At 62.4% G+C, this 16718-nt stretch carries 15 protein-coding genes and 1 pseudogene; 10 read left to right on the plus strand and 6 right to left on the minus strand.

Annotated features, from left to right (window positions below; all coding sequences use genetic code 11):
- Positions 1-343, minus strand: a 343-nt coding sequence (locus ABEI27_RS09940; RefSeq protein ID WP_375799250.1) for an AMP-binding protein, incomplete at its 3' end; no start/stop codon positions are given.
- A 797-nt stretch (positions 344-1140) separates the two neighbouring features.
- Between ABEI27_RS09940 and ABEI27_RS09945 the strand changes: the two genes are divergently transcribed.
- The 3 genes from ABEI27_RS09945 to ABEI27_RS09955 are packed head-to-tail and all read left to right on the plus strand — an operon-like array spanning position 1141 to position 3674.
- Positions 1141-1716, plus strand: a complete 576-nt coding sequence (locus ABEI27_RS09945; RefSeq protein WP_375799251.1) for a DUF1684 domain-containing protein — start codon at positions 1141-1143, stop codon at positions 1714-1716.
- A gap of 51 nt (positions 1717-1767) precedes the next feature.
- Positions 1768-2871: an ATP-binding cassette domain-containing protein gene (locus tag ABEI27_RS09950; protein ID WP_375799252.1), complete on the plus strand. Its 1104-nt coding sequence runs from the start codon at positions 1768-1770 to the stop codon at positions 2869-2871.
- Entirely contained in the window at positions 2868-3674 is an 807-nt protein-coding gene (locus ABEI27_RS09955) for an ABC transporter permease (RefSeq protein ID WP_375799253.1), read from the plus strand. Before ABEI27_RS09950 ends, ABEI27_RS09955 begins: the two co-directional genes overlap by 4 nt.
- A gap of 55 nt (positions 3675-3729) precedes the next feature.
- Here ABEI27_RS09955 and ABEI27_RS09960 read toward each other — a convergent pair whose 3' ends face one another.
- The 3 genes from ABEI27_RS09960 to ABEI27_RS09970 all read right to left on the minus strand — a co-directional run bounded on the left by ABEI27_RS09960 (position 3730) and on the right by ABEI27_RS09970 (position 8014).
- Positions 3730-4884: a DUF4367 domain-containing protein gene (locus ABEI27_RS09960; protein ID WP_375799254.1), complete on the minus strand. Its 1155-nt coding sequence runs from the start codon at positions 4882-4884 to the stop codon at positions 3730-3732.
- Positions 4885-5108: 224 nt separating this feature from the next.
- The gene (locus tag ABEI27_RS09965) at positions 5109-5333 is read right to left on the minus strand and encodes a hypothetical protein (protein WP_375799255.1); all 225 of its coding nucleotides are present in this window, start codon (positions 5331-5333) and stop codon (positions 5109-5111) included.
- A 173-nt stretch (positions 5334-5506) separates the two neighbouring features.
- A complete protein-coding gene (locus ABEI27_RS09970) occupies positions 5507-8014 on the minus strand; it encodes a PAS domain S-box protein (RefSeq protein ID WP_375799256.1) in 2508 nt (835 codons plus the stop codon).
- Positions 8015-8226: 212 nt separating this feature from the next.
- Here ABEI27_RS09970 and ABEI27_RS09975 point away from each other — a divergent pair, with 212 nt between their 5' ends.
- Entirely contained in the window at positions 8227-8664 is a 438-nt protein-coding gene (locus ABEI27_RS09975; RefSeq protein ID WP_375799257.1) for a dual specificity protein phosphatase family protein, read from the plus strand.
- 29 nt (positions 8665-8693) lie between these two features.
- On the opposite strand, the gene ABEI27_RS09980 is transcribed toward ABEI27_RS09975, so the two are convergent.
- Positions 8694-9290 carry a beta-class carbonic anhydrase gene (locus tag ABEI27_RS09980; RefSeq protein ID WP_375799258.1) on the minus strand — a complete coding sequence of 199 codons (597 nt, stop codon included), beginning with the start codon at positions 9288-9290 and terminating at the stop codon, positions 8694-8696.
- A gap of 150 nt (positions 9291-9440) precedes the next feature.
- Here ABEI27_RS09980 and ABEI27_RS09985 point away from each other — a divergent pair, with 150 nt between their 5' ends.
- From ABEI27_RS09985 to ABEI27_RS10005, 5 genes and pseudogenes are all read left to right on the plus strand, one after another.
- Complete coding sequence (locus ABEI27_RS09985; RefSeq protein WP_375799259.1) at positions 9441-10139, plus strand: ABC transporter ATP-binding protein; 699 nt, start codon at positions 9441-9443, stop codon at positions 10137-10139.
- Positions 10140-10155: 16 nt separating this feature from the next.
- Positions 10156-11391 (plus strand): ABC transporter permease, encoded by a 1236-nt coding sequence (locus ABEI27_RS09990; RefSeq protein ID WP_375799264.1) that lies wholly within the window; start codon positions 10156-10158, stop codon positions 11389-11391.
- Between the two features lie 60 nt (positions 11392-11451).
- A pseudogene (locus tag ABEI27_RS09995) lies at positions 11452-11745 on the plus strand (response regulator); the annotation flags it as partial.
- Positions 11746-11983: 238 nt separating this feature from the next.
- Positions 11984-13675 (plus strand): PAS domain S-box protein, encoded by a 1692-nt coding sequence (locus ABEI27_RS10000; RefSeq protein WP_375799260.1) that lies wholly within the window; start codon positions 11984-11986, stop codon positions 13673-13675.
- 112 nt (positions 13676-13787) lie between these two features.
- Positions 13788-14345, plus strand: a complete 558-nt coding sequence (locus ABEI27_RS10005; RefSeq protein WP_375799261.1) for a TetR/AcrR family transcriptional regulator — start codon at positions 13788-13790, stop codon at positions 14343-14345.
- Positions 14346-14532: 187 nt separating this feature from the next.
- Here the strand turns inward: ABEI27_RS10005 and ABEI27_RS10010 are convergent, their stop codons facing one another.
- Entirely contained in the window at positions 14533-15093 is a 561-nt protein-coding gene (locus ABEI27_RS10010; RefSeq protein WP_375799262.1) for an FAD-dependent oxidoreductase, read from the minus strand.
- A gap of 246 nt (positions 15094-15339) precedes the next feature.
- On the opposite strand from ABEI27_RS10010, the gene ABEI27_RS10015 reads away from it, so the two are divergent.
- Entirely contained in the window at positions 15340-16515 is a 1176-nt protein-coding gene (locus tag ABEI27_RS10015) for a hypothetical protein (RefSeq protein WP_375799263.1), read from the plus strand.
- Positions 16516-16718: the final 203 nt, after the last annotated feature.

The raw sequence follows: 16718 nt of genomic DNA on the forward strand, positions 1-16718 counted from the left end.
CGACGACGAGAGCTTTCGGTCGGAGCGAGTCGATGCAGTGCTTCAGGGTGTTTGCCGAGGCACGGATGTGAAGATTCGAAACCGTACAGCCGGCCTTCAGTCCGCCGTTCCAGAGGATCGTGTGGTCCAGAGAGTTCTCACAGAGATACGCGATCCGGTCCCCCTGCCCGACGTACTGGCGAAACGCGTTTGCGGCCCGATTACTCCGATTATCAAACTCTCGCCACGTCACCGTTTCGCCGTCGACCCCCTCACCGAACGCCGTCTTGTCCGGGTTGTTCTCCGCGGCGATCCGGGAAAAATCCTTTACGGCCGGCACTTCGACGGTCGAACTGTGGTGCATATCGCAGAACCTCGTGTTGCGCTGTCTTATAATTTGAGAAAGCACCCCTCGGAACGTGTATGGCCGTTTGGCACCGACCCGCCGGGATTCCGCTGAAGTAGTGCCACGGCCCACTCCCCCAGCAAGCCAACGGGACGATACACCAGTGGAGGATGCTGTTGTGTGATTACGCAAGCGAGCAACCAGCCGCTGTCTAGGTGCCGACTTCCGGCGCGAGGCCGTCAATTGGCACGCTCCACCTGGTATCGGAAACCGGTTGTAAAAGCAGCGCGAGTGGGTGTAGTTTCGATGATGTTCTATGGAGTTAGCACGCTGATCATCTCGTTTCAGCAGTGGGGAGCGTGGACCCAACGACCGCTGCAGGCCAGCGCTGTGATGTCGTCAACGTCCGTAATCGGAACTCTTCGGAGGGTGACACACTCAGAGATCCCTCGGGATCGGAGGAGTGCGAGCGTAAGTATTATAGAAACAATGTAAAACTAATTATTACAGATATACGAAACGCGACGAGGTCATCGAATGCTGATTTAAAACCCGCACCCCCCGGTTCGACTGAACCGGCAAATTATGGGCACAGAAGCCCTTGATATACACATTTTATGTGTCATACCTAAACTCTCGTTCGTATCGAGTCGAAAGTACTTGTCCCGAAAACGCGGCCTAACTACCATTCAGATAGATATTATTGCCAATTTATATACAGTCGCGCTTCCCCGACCGAGACCTGGGAAAGCGTTTTTGTTCGACGCGTGCAATATTAACCGTCGCCAGCGTGGCGTCAGAGTTACCATTCACCAATGAGCTCACCAAGCGAAAAAAAGTGGCTAGCCGCAATCGAACAGAACCGAGAACGGAAGGAACGGTACTTCCGCGAGAACCAGCGCTCACCGATACCGCGGGACCTCCGAGGCGAGAACTTCCCAGGACTGGATCACTACGAGATAACTCCTGACTACCGATTCGAACTCGAACTCGATCGCTACGACGAACCCGAGACGGTCGCCGTGGAGACTACCGCCGACGGCGAACAGACGTACCGACGGGTGGGGCAGTTCGAGTTCGATGTCGAGGGAAGCACAGTTTCGCTCGACGCGTTCGAGCCGACCGACGGGAGCGATCGGCTGTGGGTTCCGTTCCGAGACGCGACGAGCGGGGAAGAGACGTACGGCGCGGGTCGCTACATCGATCTGGAGCCGGCCGAACACCGGCGCGACGACGGGACGTGGATCCTCGATCTGAATATGGCGTACAACCCTACCTGCGCTTACAACCCCACCTACGAGTGTCCGCTCGTCCCCGCCTCGAACTGGCTCGACGTTCCGATCGAGGCCGGCGAGCGCGACTTCCCGGTCGATCCCCACGCCCACGAGTGAAGACGCTCCCTCCGGGACGGGCTTTTGCCGCTGGCCGCCGTAGCAAGGTCGATGACAGGCCGAAACCGCGGACTGGCCGCGACCGACGACGGCGAGGAGGGCGACGGGTCGGTCCGGTCGTCCGTCGCCGATGCCGATAGAGCCCCAGTGGCCTCGAGGAGCGAAGCGGCCGTCAGTGAACGGACGCCCGCGGGACGCCCCGACATCGCCATCGCGGTCGATGGACTCTCCAAGCGATTCGGCGACGGTCCGGACGCGATCACCGCCGTCGATCACGTCAGTTTCGAAGTCGGCTCGGGGTCGATCGTCGGTCTGCTGGGTCCGAACGGGGCCGGCAAGACGACACTGGTCAAATCGATCCTCGGGATGGTCCTCCCGGACGACGGGACCGTCGAGATTGCGGGCATCGACGTCCGAAAGCACCCGCGAGCCGCCTACTCACGCGTAGACGCGATGCTGGAAGGGGCTCGAAACGATTACTGGCGGCTCACCGTCCGGGAGAATCTTCGGTACTTCGCCACCATCGGCGGTATCGATCCGGACTCGGTCGCAGAGCGACACGAGCGCCTCCTCGAGCAACTGGAGTTGGCCGAATACGCCGACACGGCGGTTCGAGACCTCTCACGCGGGATGAAACAGAAGGTATCGCTCGCGAGCGTCCTCGCCGGCGACGCGGAGGTCGTCTTTCTCGACGAACCGACACTCGGCCTCGACGTAGAGAGTACGCGCACGCTGGAGCGGGAGATCCGACGACTGGCCGCGGAACGCGGTCTGACCGTCGTACTCAGTAGTCACAATATGGACGTGATCGAGGCGGTTTGCGACCGGGTTCTCATCCTCTCGGACGGCCGACTCGTGGCCGACGACACCGTCGATTCGCTCCGCCGGCAGCGTGGCGCACAGACCCTCGAAATCACGAGTCGGGACCTGACCGAGGCCGTCCGTTCCGATCTGGCCGATCAATTTGCCGTCACGGGGGTCAGCCGCAGCGGTGAATCGACGAGCGTCGAGGTCGAAGTCGAGGGCGATGAGATCTACGAGGCGATGGCGCTGCTCCGCGACCGTGGCGTGCGGATCGACCGGGTCTCGACGGCCGAACCCGACCTGGAAGACGTCTTCGTCGACCTGACCGGCCGACAGGAGCCTGATCGATGAGCAATCCACCGGCGTCGGATACCTCCCGTCCGGCCACGTACTATCACCTCGCACGGGCCGTCCTCTACCGCGAGTACCTCATCTTCGTCCGCTACCCGGCCAACGCCATCGGGGGCATCGTGATCGGGCTCATCTTCTTCGGCTTTCTCTTCTACGGCGGGCGACTGATCGCGGGACAGGCCTTCACCGATTCCATCGAGGGCCTCGTCGTGGGCTACTTCCTCTGGTCGCTCTCGGTCGGGGCCTACTCCTCGATCTCGAACGACATCGGGAGCGAGGTCCAGTGGGGAACGCTCGAACGACACGTGATGACGCCGTTCGGCTTCGCGCCCGTCGCGCTGCTGAAAGGCGTGGCGAAGGTCGTCCGCACGTTTCTCACTTCGGGAATCCTCCTCGCGGTGATGCTTCTTGTCACCGGTTCGACGCTCCAGTTGCACTTGCTCACGGTCGTGGTGATCGCCGGACTCAGCATCGTTTCAGTGTTGGGCCTCGGCTTTGCCGCGGGTGGGGTCGCCGTCCTGTACAAGCGGATCGGCAACTGGCTGAACCTCCTGCAGTTCGGCTTCGTCGGCCTCATCTCCGCGCCGGCGTTCGACCTCGGGTGGGCGAAATTGCTGCCGCTGACGCACGGGAGTGCGCTTCTTCAGCGGGCGATGGTGGACGGCGTTCGGCTCTGGGAGTTCGACGTTCGGGCGCTGGCGCTCCTCATCAGCGTCGCCGTCGGCTACTTAGGACTCGGCTACGTCGTCTTTCGGGCGGCTACCAAACGGGCGCGGCGGCTGGGCGTCCTGGGCGATTACTGAACGACGTTCGGTGTGAGAAGAGACGTTGACGGGCCGGTTCAGGCGGCGTAGTGGCCTATTCCGTGATCGGGGCTGTGGACTCGACGAGTTCGAGGAGGCGGTCCCGCGGAACCTCACCCGTAACCGCGACGGTGGTGTCGCTGGATTCCCACCAGGCCACGACGCGATCCTCACTCGTGGCGACGGTCACCGACCGCCCGTCGACGGTTACGTTCTCCGTCGAGACGTTCTCGCTCGCCATCCCCTCGCTTGAGGCGTTTGCGGGGCCGCCCGGGATCGACGATGCATCGGTCTGCACAACCGTCACCGTCGCCGAGCCGTTGGTGTACCGGCTGACCGCTGTCGCCCCGTCAGTGCCGCCGAACTGCGAGACGACGCCGCGCTCAAACGTGAACGCATCGTCGTCTATCGCCACCGCCTGGAACGCCACCTCATCGTTGAGGGCGTCAGCGGAGTCGACGGTTGTCAGCCCCGCCGCACCGTTGTCCGCGGTCGGCGGCTGGAACGTACTGTCTGCAACGCTGACGTTGAACCGCGTTTGCTCGATGTCGACGACGACGGTCCCATTGGGCGTCGTCACGCGCTGCTTGACGACCACTGAGTCGGCGGTCCGGATCCAGAGTCGGGCCTCGCCGTCGATTGACTCGTTCGTGGACGTGATCGAGACGACGTGCACCTCGGTGCCCTCGTAGGACGTCGTCTCGACCAGCTCGACCGAGCGGTCGGACTCGTTCCAGTCCATTCCGGCGGGTTCCGTGGGTTCGGTGTAGTTGTACTTCTCCTTCAGCGTCTCGCGGTCCAGTTTGCGGGTGGTCGTGTTTCCGAGCGGACCGATCGTCGTAGCAGTCTCGTTCTGGTAGATAGTCACCGTCCCGCTCGCCGGCACGAACGTCCAGGCGGCGGTTCCGTTCGTTCCAGTGATCAGCGAGCGGTTATCGGACTCGACACTCACCCGTGATTGGTTCTCGTCAGTCGCGACGGCCGAGACGGTAGCCGTCTTCATCGTTGACTCGTTCGACACGGTGACTGTCGCTCCGACGGTCAGCGTGTCGGCGGCCGCGTATCGCTGTTCGGTCTGGTTCAGGATCGTCTCGCCGGACGGCGCATCCGGGGCGGCCATTGTGAAGCCGGCAGCACCCAGTCCAGCTACTGTCAGGAGGAGGGCGACCGCGACGGCGGTGCGGGTCGTCGCTCGGTCGTCAAGATTCATCTCACACGTGCTAACGGCCGGACGGTAATGTATCCCCGGGTCGCCGAATGAGACCATCAGTCGGATGAAACCTGTCCCAGTTCCAGCGGTAACGACGAACTCTGGTCAAGCGGCTTACTGACGATTCGACCAATAAAGAACGAATCGCTGCGTTCGCAACTTTGTCACTGCTTCGGACTTGGAGGGGCGAACCCGCGCGGTCGGGGCCGTCGCCCGATTCGGGGTCAGTACGGCGCTTCCCAGAGTAGCACGCCGCTGGATTCGTCGTACCGCTCAACCGACTCTTCGATGTCGTCGACGAACCCGTCCAGCGTGGTGACCACCTCAGCGCGGTCAGTGAAATCGTTCGGTACATCTGATTGCCCAGCGATGTCCTGCACGTCCTCCGCGCCGGGGTAGAAGGCGAGGCGGCCGTTCACCGACACGACGGTTATCTCACTTGCCTCCATATGTATATAATCTATAGGCAAGACGGTTATATTTTTCCTGTGGTGTAATAACAATCCGGTAATTATATGCAGTAATACAGTGTACGTGTTCAAAAACTCCCGGAATATCGAACGGAGCGTCATACAATCCATAGTCGCCGTGTACAGCACTGTGTTGTGGGGGGCCGAGTCTCTCACGACGGCAGTTCGAGTATCACGACGTTGCCGGTCGGATCGTTTTGCTCGAATGTGACAGACCCACCCGAGCGAGAAATGACCACCTGCACGAGCCACAGACCGAACCCACTTCCGTGGTACAGGGATGTCCGCTCTTCGTTCCCCAGCAGAATGTCTCGTTCCATCTCGGGAATGCTCGGTCCGCGATCTGCGACCTCGATCCGGAGCGCCTCGCCGCGCTGGACGACAGACACGGCGACCTCCGGCGACTCGGATCCATTGTGGACAATCGCGTTCGTGACGAGTTCTCTGATCGCCCGCTCCAACTGCCTCGTGGCCTGCGCCGATGCGCCCTCCGGGCATTCGACTGCGAGCATCGCGTCCGGATGCTCCGCTCTGACGTCCGCAGCAACGCGTTGGAGAACCGGCTTCACGGCAATCTCTTTCGGACTCGGGGACTCCTGCAACAGATCCGCAATTCGCCGTTCCTTTTCAGCCGTTCTGATCAATCGGTCGCTGGTTTCGATGATCTGCTCAGCGGAATCCGCACCCTTCGCCGCGGCATCGCTGCGAATCGTCTCGGCCGCTCCTCGAATCACGTTCATATCGTTGCGGAGGTTGTGTCGCAGTACGCGGTCGAGGATTTTCAACTGCTGTTGGCGTTCCTTCCGTTCGGTGATGTCGCGGCTGTTCACTACGTACCCGCTCACGGCCGGATTGTCGACCTGACAATTTCCGTATCCTTCCATCCAGCGCCAGTATCCGTCTGCGTGCCGAACACGGTACTGGATTCCGGCCGGTGCGCTCTTGGGGCCTTCGACCCAGGCCTCGAACTCCTCGCGGACAGCGTCCCGATCCGCGGGGTGGATGTACTCCCACACAGTGTCGCCGATCACCTCGCCGGGGTCGTATCCTAAAATCCGCTCCAGCGACGGACTCTGATACTGGAACCGACCACTGTCATCGACAACCGAAATGACGTCACTTGACTCCTCGACGAGCGCCTGAAACCGGCGTTCGCGCCGCCGGTGATCCGTGACGTCTCGGAGGATCACTAAGTGCTGGCCGGGGACAATGTCGGCCGAGGCAGCGTATTCGACGAGGCGTTCCGTTCCATTGGGCCGGGATATCCGAGCGGTGCCGCGGTCCCGTTTCGACGTTTGAATCTCCTGCCACGCCTCCTCGAAGTTGGACGATCCCGGCGCGGAGGTGTCGATCGACTTCCCGATGAGTTCCTCCCTTGTGAGGCCGAACAACTCGGTCGCTTGTTCGTTAACGTCGATGTACCGCCTATCGTCGCCGATTATCACTATCGCATCGAAGGCGTCGTTGAAAACAGACCGGAATCGATCCCGCTCTTCCTGCAGTTGTCGTTTGCGCTCTTTCTCCTCGGTAATATCTCGCAACGTCCCGACGGACCCCCCGAAGTCGTCTCCATCGTACGGCAGAACGCCCATATGATCTTCACAAATAATCGGCTCCCCGTCACGAGGCTGCAGTGTCACCTCGAACGTGATCGTCTCTGGTCCCCCACTCGATAGCAACCGTCCTAACGCCCGCTCCGCTCGTTCGACCGCGTCGTCGGTTTTGATCAACGACGGCGTGTTGCCGACAATCGTCTCCCGGTCGTATCCAGTCAACTCGACAAACTCATCGTTGACGTAGGTGAACCGCCCGTCTTCGTCGATTACGTAGACTGCATCGGTGAGCGCATCGATGATTGTTTCGTGCTCCTCTAACTCCCGCTTGCGGTTCTCGCGGTCCGTGATGTCTTGGAACTTCGAGAAGATCGATCGCACCTCCCCGTCCTCGTTGGTCACCGCACGGTTGTGCCATTCGACGGTCCGTACCTCCCCGTCCTTTCTGACGTTTCTGTTGATGACGTGTCTTCCGCCGTCTGCATCTAGCAGGTCGCTGACGGCGTCCTCAACCCGACTGTGATCGTCGTCGTCGACGATCACCTCCCACGGTTCACCCCGAATTTCGGCCTCCTCGTATCGGAGAATCTCTTCGGCCCGCTCGTTCAGCCGCTGGAATCTGAACTCCTCATCCCACTGGATCGCCCCGAGCGGAGATTCGTCGAAGAACAGTTTGAGGCGTTCCTCTCGTCGCTCGGCGGTTTGCTCCAGTCGGTACTTCCTGACGAGGTTCCTGATCCGGGTAGCGAGGAGGTGAAACTGCTCTGTTCCAGTCTCCTTACGAAGGTAATCAGTCACCCCCGCGGAGATTGCCTCACTGGCGACTTTCTCGCTCCCTCTGCCCGTGTACAAGATGAACGGCAGATCAGGATACTGCTCCCGGACGGCTTCGAGAAACTCGATCCCACCCCGCCCCGGCAGATCGTAATCGGAGATGATACAGTCCGGGGCTCGGTCCGCCACGATACCCAGTCCTCTCTCGACGGTGGTTGCCGTCTCGATAGCGAATTGCTCGTCTTCGTCTTCGAGCACGTCCCGAACTAGTTCAGTGAAATCCGGGGCATCGTCGACGTGGAGAACTCCAATCTCTTCCTCGGCGGCACCCATATACCGTATCGATTCGACCCCCATTAGTAAAGAGATACCGTGCCGAAATGGAGATTATCTGCCGAAAGTCACTATACGATCACCGCTGATAGCCAGATCCCACCGACTTCAGGTCTCGCGGTCACGGCGGAGACGGATCACCCGTTTTCAAAGTATGAACCAGTGGCGTGCGGTGTCGAAATATATCAGTGACCGGTCGAAGCAGGGTTACTATGGATGAAGTGTTCCCCGACCTGTACGTCGGACGGATTGAGGATGCCGGTGACCCATCACTGTGCCACACTCGCGGGATAGATAGGATCGTCTCGCTGACCTTCAGCGACCCCGAGGGCGGGTTCCCACCGTCGATCTCCGTCGCGACGTTTCGAATGAAAGACGGTCCGAGAAACGACGAAGCGCTCTTCGCGACGGCCGTCGAGGATGTGGTGACGGCGCTCGAAACCGGTGAGCGCGTTCTCGTGCACTGCACACGCGGGAGTTCGCGAAGTCCGTCTGTCGCGGCGACTGCGGCCGCAATCTCCGAGGGAATCGAACTGGCGGGGTCGTTCCGTCAGGTCCAGCGCCGGCGGCCGGAGACCGATCCGCACGACGCGGTGGTGCGCAACGCGGTCGCCGTGTTTGCGGACTTGGCCTGCGCGACTCGATCCTAATCCACACCGGTGTGGATGTCTGCCCGGGCCTACATCTGGCGTTCGCTGATCTCCGCGGCGATGCGGTCGCCGGGTTCGCGGAGTTCGCCGGATTCGACCTCGTAGACGTAGCCCGAGACGGTGACGTCGTCCGGAATGAACGACGACTGACGGAGGTACTCCACCTGTGCGCTGCACGCGGCGTCGATGTCGTCGGTCATCTTCACCCAGTCGATGAGGTCGGCGTCGCCGATGGTGAGTTCGGGGAGCGACGGGTCGAGGTCTGCGCTCTCTACATCGCCCGCCTGCGCCTCGAGCCCCTCCCGGACCGCGTCGTCGGGCGCACTCATCATCCCACAGTCCGTGTGGTTGATGACGATGATCTCGTCGGTGTCGAAGAAGTTCGTCGTCAGGGCCGCCGATCGAATGACGTCGTCGGTGACCTTTCCCCCGGCGTTCCGGTAGATCTGTGCGTCGCCGAGTTCCAGTCCGAGGACGTCCTCGACGGGGATTCGCTCGTCCATACAGGCGATGACGAGCAGATTCTTGTTCGTCGGGATGTCCTTGCGTCGCCGTCGTGCCCAATCTGACCGCTCGGTTACCGCGTCGTCGACGTGTTCGTGATGATTCTCGTGTGCGTGCGACATCACCGGACATATGTCCGTGACGTAGCAGCGGCGTTCGGGTATCAATCAGTGTTGCCGTCGTCTATGACGGACCGATAGCGGGGCAACCGACTGATTGGCATCCTCGCGGGCAGTAACATTCAGGGGCGTCGCACCCGTTCCTCTGTACAGATGGAGACGGTCCCCGCGCAGACGGCGCAGGTGGCGCTGGACGACGTAACGAAGGAGTACGATCTCGGCGGGACGGTCAGAGCCCTCGACGGGGTGGATCTCACCCTGGAACCGGACTCGTACACGGCCGTGATGGGCCCGAGCGGGTCCGGAAAGAGCACCCTGTTGAATCTCGTCGGGGCGCTCGATACGCCCACCTCCGGCGGCGTGTTCGTCGCCGGTGAGGAGGTGTCCGCGCTCTCCGAGCGCGACCGTGCCCGGCTCCGCGGTACCGAAGTGGGATTCATCTTTCAGACGTTCAACCTGATGCCGCGGCTCACCGCCGTCGAGAACACCGCCCTTCCGCTGGTGTTCGCCGGGTGGTCACCGGACCGGCGACGAGACCGGGCTACGGACCTCCTCTCGCGGGTCGGCCTCGGCGACCGACTGGATCACCAGCCGAACCAGCTCAGCGGCGGGCAGCGCCAGCGCGTCGCCATCGCGCGAGCGCTCGCGGCCGATCCCTCGCTCGTCCTGGCGGACGAACCGACCGGAAACGTCGACACCGACACAGGAGCCGACATTATGCGCCTCCTCGACGACCTCCAGGCCGACGGTAACACTGTCCTGCTTGTCACCCACGAGCGGCGAATCGCCACGCACGCCGACCGGATCGTGCATCTGCGCGACGGCCAGATCGAGCGGATCGAGGAACCCTGAGATGGCGGACGGATCGATGCCCCTCCGCGAGGTCCGGCGACTCGCCTGGCGTGCTATCACCGCGCACCGACTCCGCTCGGTGCTGACAGTCCTGGGTGTCGTCGTCGGAATCGGATCGGTGATCGCCTTCGCGACGTTCGGCGCGAGCGTCCAGGCGGAGGTGGTTTCGCAGTTCCAGGGGACGGGCGCGAGCGAGATTTACGTCACCCCCGGTGCCGAAGACGGCGGCCCGCCCGGGGACGATTTCACTCGGCCGGCGTTCACGACCCACGACGTCGATGAACTGCGGGCGATCGAGGGGGTGAAAGCGGTCGTCCCACGCGGAATCGTCCCGACCTCGTCGGTCACCTTCAGGGGACAAACGCTCGCGAGAAGTCGGATGACTGCGACGACCGAAGCGGCGTTCTCGGAGGACGTGCTCGTCAGCGGTCGGTCCGTCCGTGCGGGGGCCGACGAGATCGTCGTCAACGAGGCGGCTGCGACAGTCTTCGAGCGCAACCTCACCGTCGGGTCGACGGTTACGGTCGCCTTCGGAGATCGGACGCAGAACGTGACGGTCGTCGGCATCGTCTCGGGTACCCGTGGGAGTGTCACCCCCGCCTTCGCCAGCGGCACGCCGCGGTTCTACCTCCCGGCGGATCCCTTCTACCGCACGGTCGTCGAATCGCCGACGCTCGGCGTCGATCAGCGGGCCTATCCGCAGGTGACAGTCGTCGCCACCGCAGGGCAGACGGAGTCGGTGAAGCAGGCCGTGGAGGCGTCGCTCAGCAACGGTTCGGACGCCGCCCAACTCCTCCCGCCGGACACCGAGATCGGCGTTCGGTCCCGCTCCGACATCGTCGAGAGCGTCCAGTCGGTCATCGACCGAATTACGCGCTTCGTGACCGGCGTTGCGGTTCTGTCGCTCATCGTCGGGGCGTTCGGCATCGCGAACATTATGCTCGTAAGCGTCACGCAGCGCACCCGGGAAATCGGCGTGATGAAGGCTGTCGGCGCGACCAATCGCGAGGTGATGACGCTCTTTCTCGCCGAGTCCGTGACGCTGAGCGGCGCGGGCGCGCTTGCAGGAATCCCCGTCGGTCTCGGAGTCGGGTACGCGGCCGCACGATACGCCGAGGTCGGGTTCACTCTGTCACTGGAGTGGATCGGCATTGCCGTCGGGATCGGCCTGTTCATTGGCGTCGTCGCCGGACTGTACCCGGCGTGGCGCGCTGCGAGAGTCGATCCGATCGACGCATTGCGCTACGAATGACCGAGCGCAGACCCGTTCGGCGCGTGTTTTATATCACCTGATGTCGCTAGGAACACACTGATGACCGTCCGGGGTGACGAAATTCGTGTCCTCCACGTCGAGGACGACGGGAAGTTCGCCAACGTGGCAGCGACGTTTCTGGAACGGGCGGACGACCGTATCCGTGTGGAGACGGCTCCCCGGCCGACGGACGCGCTTGATCGACTCGAAGCCGATCCGAACGCCGTCGACTGCATTGTCTCCGAGCACGATCTGCCCGGTCGTGACGGCATCGAACTCCTCCAGGCGGTCCGCGATCGGTTCGCCGACCTCCCGTTCATTCTCTTCACCGGGAAAGGCTCCGAGGCCGTCGCGAGTCGAGCAATCTCCGAAAGCGTCACCGACTATCTCCAGAAAGAGACCGGGACCGAGCAGTACGAGGCGCTGGCCAGCCGCATCGCGAACGCCGTCGAACACCGCCGCTCGCGTGAGGCCCTGACAGAGCGGAACCAGGAACTCCGCATCTACGAGCGGATGGTCAATTCGATACAGGAGTCGGCCTGCATCTACGACGAGGAGGGTCGCTTCCGGATGGTCAATCAGTATCTGGCTGATGGACACGACGCGGGAGGAGTTACAGGGCGAGATCAGCGACCTTATCCCGCGACTCAGAGCGGAGCACGAGGACGACCCGTACCAGGAACTGCTGGACGGCGAGCGCGAGGAACTCTGCGGCGAAATGAGGAGCGACTTCCCGCGACACGGCTCCGGAATCATCGAGTACAGCATCACACCGCTGGTGATCGACGGCGACATTGAGGGGGCTGTCGGCATCGCGCGCGATATCACCGAGCGCCGCAAGCGCGAAGCGGAACTGGTCCGCCTCCAGGACCTCCTCGGCGAGACTGAGCGACTCGCACACGTCGGGGGGTGGGAGGTCGACGCCGAGACGATAGAACTCGTCTGGACGGAACACCTCTCCTCGTTGCTCGGACTGGACGCCGAAACCGATCCCTCGCTCTCGCAGGTCGTCGAGACGATCCACGAGGAGGACCGAGATACCTTCGAGGACGCGATATGTCGTGCACTCGACCACGGCGAGGAGTTCGAGATCGAAAGCCGCGTCCACGACGAGGACGCTATCCGGTGGGTCCAGATTCACGGCGTGCCGAAGATGTCCGACGGGCGCGTCGAGACAGTCCGGGGCGCAGTCCGCGACATCACGGAGTACCGACGCCGTGAGCACGATCTCGAACAGGCTCGTATGGAGTACGAAGAACTGTTCAACGGGATGAACGACGCGGCGTGGGTCGTCGACAGAGATGCGAAAGTCCTCGCGGTCAACGACGCCGCCGTCGAACGGACCGGCTACTCTCGCGAGGAACTTCTCTCGATGCGTCTCGAGGGGGTCACCGCCGAAAATAGCGAGGAGGTGACCGATCAGTTGATCGAACAGCTGCCCGAGGAGGAGATCGAGATGGTCGAAACTGTCAGAGAAACAAAAGACGGCGAGGAAATCCCCGTCGAAATCGGGTCGAGTCCGATCACCTACGGCGGCCAGGAGGCCATCCTGAGTATCGGCCGAGATATCACCAATCGAAAACGCCGAGAGAAACAACTCGAAGAGTTCGCGAGCGTCGTCAGCCACGATCTCCGAAACCCCCTCAACGTCGCCGAAGGCCGGGTCGAACTGGCCCGTGCCGAGTGCGACACTCGCCACCTCGATCACGTCGCGAACGCTCACGATCGGATGGGCACACTGATCGACGACCTCCTCGCACTGGCGCGGAGTAGCGACAGCAACCTGGACCGCTCGCCGGTCGCCGTATCGGACATCGTCGATCGAAGTTGGCAACACGTGGAGACAGCGGACGCCACACTGGAGACACGGACCGACAGAACGATTCGAGTGGACGTCTCGCGAGCGAAGCAGTTGTTCGAGAACCTCATTCGAAACGCAATCGAGCACGGTTCGACGAGCGCCTCCGATGGAGACGGGAACGGGTCTGCAGCGGAGGGAACTCCAGGGTCACCGGACGCTGCAGATCACCACGAGTCAAGTGTCACCGTCACTATCGGGGAACTCGAAGACGGCTTCTACGTTGCGGACGACGGTCCCGGGATCCCCCCCGAAGAACGCAACCGCGTGTTCGATGCGGGCTACTCGACGTCATCCGGCGGAACCGGGTTCGGCCTCAGCATCGCTGCCGAGGTCGCAAAGTCGCACGGGTGGGACATCGACGTGACCGCGAGCGAACACAGTGGCGCGCGGTTCGAGTTCACCGGGGTGGAGTTCGCGGAGTGACCCCCGGAAAGCCCGGTCCTACCGGTGAGAAACGGATCTGTACACCGTACGCAAAGGACTTCTATGAGCGAACCGGAAGCGGCCCCCCAGTGAGGACACCTGCGAACGGATTATGAAGGCGACTTTTCGCGCCGTGAGCGAGCACGGCTACACGGACCTTCGCGTCCGCGACATCGGTGCGGAGATGGAACTCTCACGTCAGGTGATTCATTACCACTTCGACGGCAAATACGATCTGCTGTCCTCGTTTCTGGAGTACGTGATCGAGCAGTACGAAGGCAGCGTGGCGATCGACCCCGGCAGTGATCCCCGGGCCGAACTGAACGCGCGCATCGACCAGTGCCTGCTCGGACCGGAGTTCGCCGAGTTCATCCACTGGGAGCGAATGAAAGTATATTGCGAACTCTTCGCGTACGCTCAACACGACGAGGAGCACCGCGAAATCTTCAACGATCACTACGAGTATATCCGCGAGAGCATCGTCGCGATAATCGAGGCGGGCGTCGAAGACGGCGTCTTCCGCGACGTGGACGCGATTCTGATGGGACAACTCATCACCGACGTGATCCACGCGGCCCGCGAGCGCCGACTCGCACTGGGCCACGAGAGCGCACCCGAGGAAGCGCCTCGCGCCATCGACGAGTACGTGCTGGATTCGCTTCTCGCGTGAGTGTGCCACTTGACCCGCGTCTCGTATGAGCGTGCCGTCAGGATCCACTTCGTATATGAGCGTGGTGCGTTGACTCGCTTCTCGTCTGACCGTGGCGTTGGCACTCCCTATGTGAATTCAACGAGCGCGGGGCGGGAGTCAGAATGCCTACCAGTCTCCTGCCGGGGACCGGGATCCAGCGTGTCGCTCACAGGTCCGGAACGTCGGCCGGCGTATCGAAGTCGTGGAAGTACTCGCCCTTCTCTTTCGAGAGGATGTCGAGGACGGCGGCCGCGCCGTCACCCGCCGCAATGGCGGCCTGCCACTTCTCCGCGCGACCCATCGCGCCGGTCGCATAGACATCCTCGAGTGATGTCTCCATATCCAGGTTCACGTCGACGACGTCCTCGTCGGTGAACTCACAGTCGAGGTCCGTCGCCAGGTCTCGGTTGGCGCCTGTCGCGAGCACGACGTAGTCGGCTTCGTGGTCGTCGTCGTCGGTCGAAACGACGAAACTGTCGTCGGACTGTTCGACGGCCGTAACCTCGACATCGTGGAAGATCGCGCCTCGGTCTTCGGCCTGTCCGCGGGTGAGGGTGAGGAACTCGTCGCCACTGATCGATCGGATCCCGGGGTAGTTGAACAGGTGCGCTTTGTGCACCCAGGACTCGTCAGTGTCGAAGACGACGGTTTCGAGACCGTTCTTCGCGGCAAACAGTGCTGCGCTCAAGCCGGCGGGTCCACCGCCGACAATGGCAACATCTACCATACCTGCCTTTCACACCCCGAAAAAAAGTACCTTACCATACGGTAAAAGAGTCCGCAACTCCGAGTTCAGAGATTGGAACAAGACAGGTATAAATAACTACCGACGAACCGCGGCGACCCGTGGCTCGGGCCCGATTTATACCTGGCAGCCACTCCCAGAGGGAAGTGCAGTATGCCCCCTGACACAGATCGGCCCTCCACCGACCGCACTCGCAGACAGTTTCTGACTAGAGGGTCTGCGACCCTCGTGACATCACTCTCGGCGCTAACCGCCGGGTGTCTCTCGGGGCTCCCCCCGCTCGGGTCGAGCCAGCGATACGGCCGGCTCCGTGCGCCGGCGGCGTATCCGCCATCGTACCGACGGTGGCTTCCGGCCCCGTCGAGCGTCGCGCAGGTTCCGCAGGTTCCCGGTGGCTACCACTTCACGGTTTTCACGGACGCCGCTGGGAGGTCTGACGCGCCAGCACTGGTCGCCCTCCGGCGGGCCCATATCAAAGCCACGACCGACTACTTCGGTGTCGGGTTTGAGGCCTACGATCGGATCATCACGACGGTGTTCGGGAGTGTGATAGAGGCCGACTTCGACCCACAGACAGTCATCGAGACGCTCTCACAGACACGCTACGCGTCTGATGGGACCTACCGCGACCACGACGTGTTCGCCCGCGACGACGTACCGCGGCGGGTCGCCATTGGCGACGGCACACTTGTCTGGACGAGTGCGTATCATCACGAGGTCCCCAATCTCGAAGCACTCGTCGACGCCGGGGTCGGCGAGCGTCCACGTTTCCACGAGGCCAGCCAGCCATTCGACCAACTGACGACGGCCGCCGGTGGCTCTCCGTACGTGGGCGTCAACACCGAACTCCGGGATCCCACGGGACGGTCCGCGCTCCTGGCTGATTCGTTCCGGTTCGGCGAGGATGCCGCGTTTCAACTCGTCCAGTATCGCTACACTGAGGAGCCCCCGACTGCACAGCAACTCGAAGACGCACTCCGCACTGACGCCTTCCGGTTCGCCGACGCAGCCACGGCATTCGATGTCGCCGTCGACAGCCGTCTCGCCACGGTCGAAGCGCGCGTTCCCTATCGCGCCGAGGAGGGAGAGCCGATCGACTACCCGCAAGTGACCTGGGGCGTCGACACCGATGCCGACGCCGGCACGGTCACCTTCCGCCACGAGGGCGGTGACGCAGTGTCCGGATCCCACCTCTTCTACGACGTGGGCCGCCCGGAGGCCCCTGGTCGGATCGACACACAGCCGATCTGGCAGGGAACCCGGACCGTCGACACCGGATCGACCGCGACGGTCGACCTGAGCGACGTCACAAACCCGACGGACGTGAGCCTGGTGTACGCCACCGACGACGTCCCGTTCCACGTTCTCTTCGGGATCGATCTGTGGGGTGATCGGGATGGGTGACATTAGGACGGTCCGCCCGTTTCCAGGCGTCAGACCCGGCTTCGACTCGACAGCGACACAACATCTATACCCCGTTCCGATGACGGATGAACGCGAGATGGGCGATTCGGACCTGGACACCGTCGTCGAACTCCTCGACGACGAGCACGTCCGGTCGATCCTGACCGCGACGAGCGACGGTCCACGCTCTGCTGCCGAACTCG

This window comes from Halobellus sp. (genome assembly GCF_042218505.1).
Taxonomy (GTDB): domain Archaea; phylum Halobacteriota; class Halobacteria; order Halobacteriales; family Haloferacaceae; genus Haloquadratum.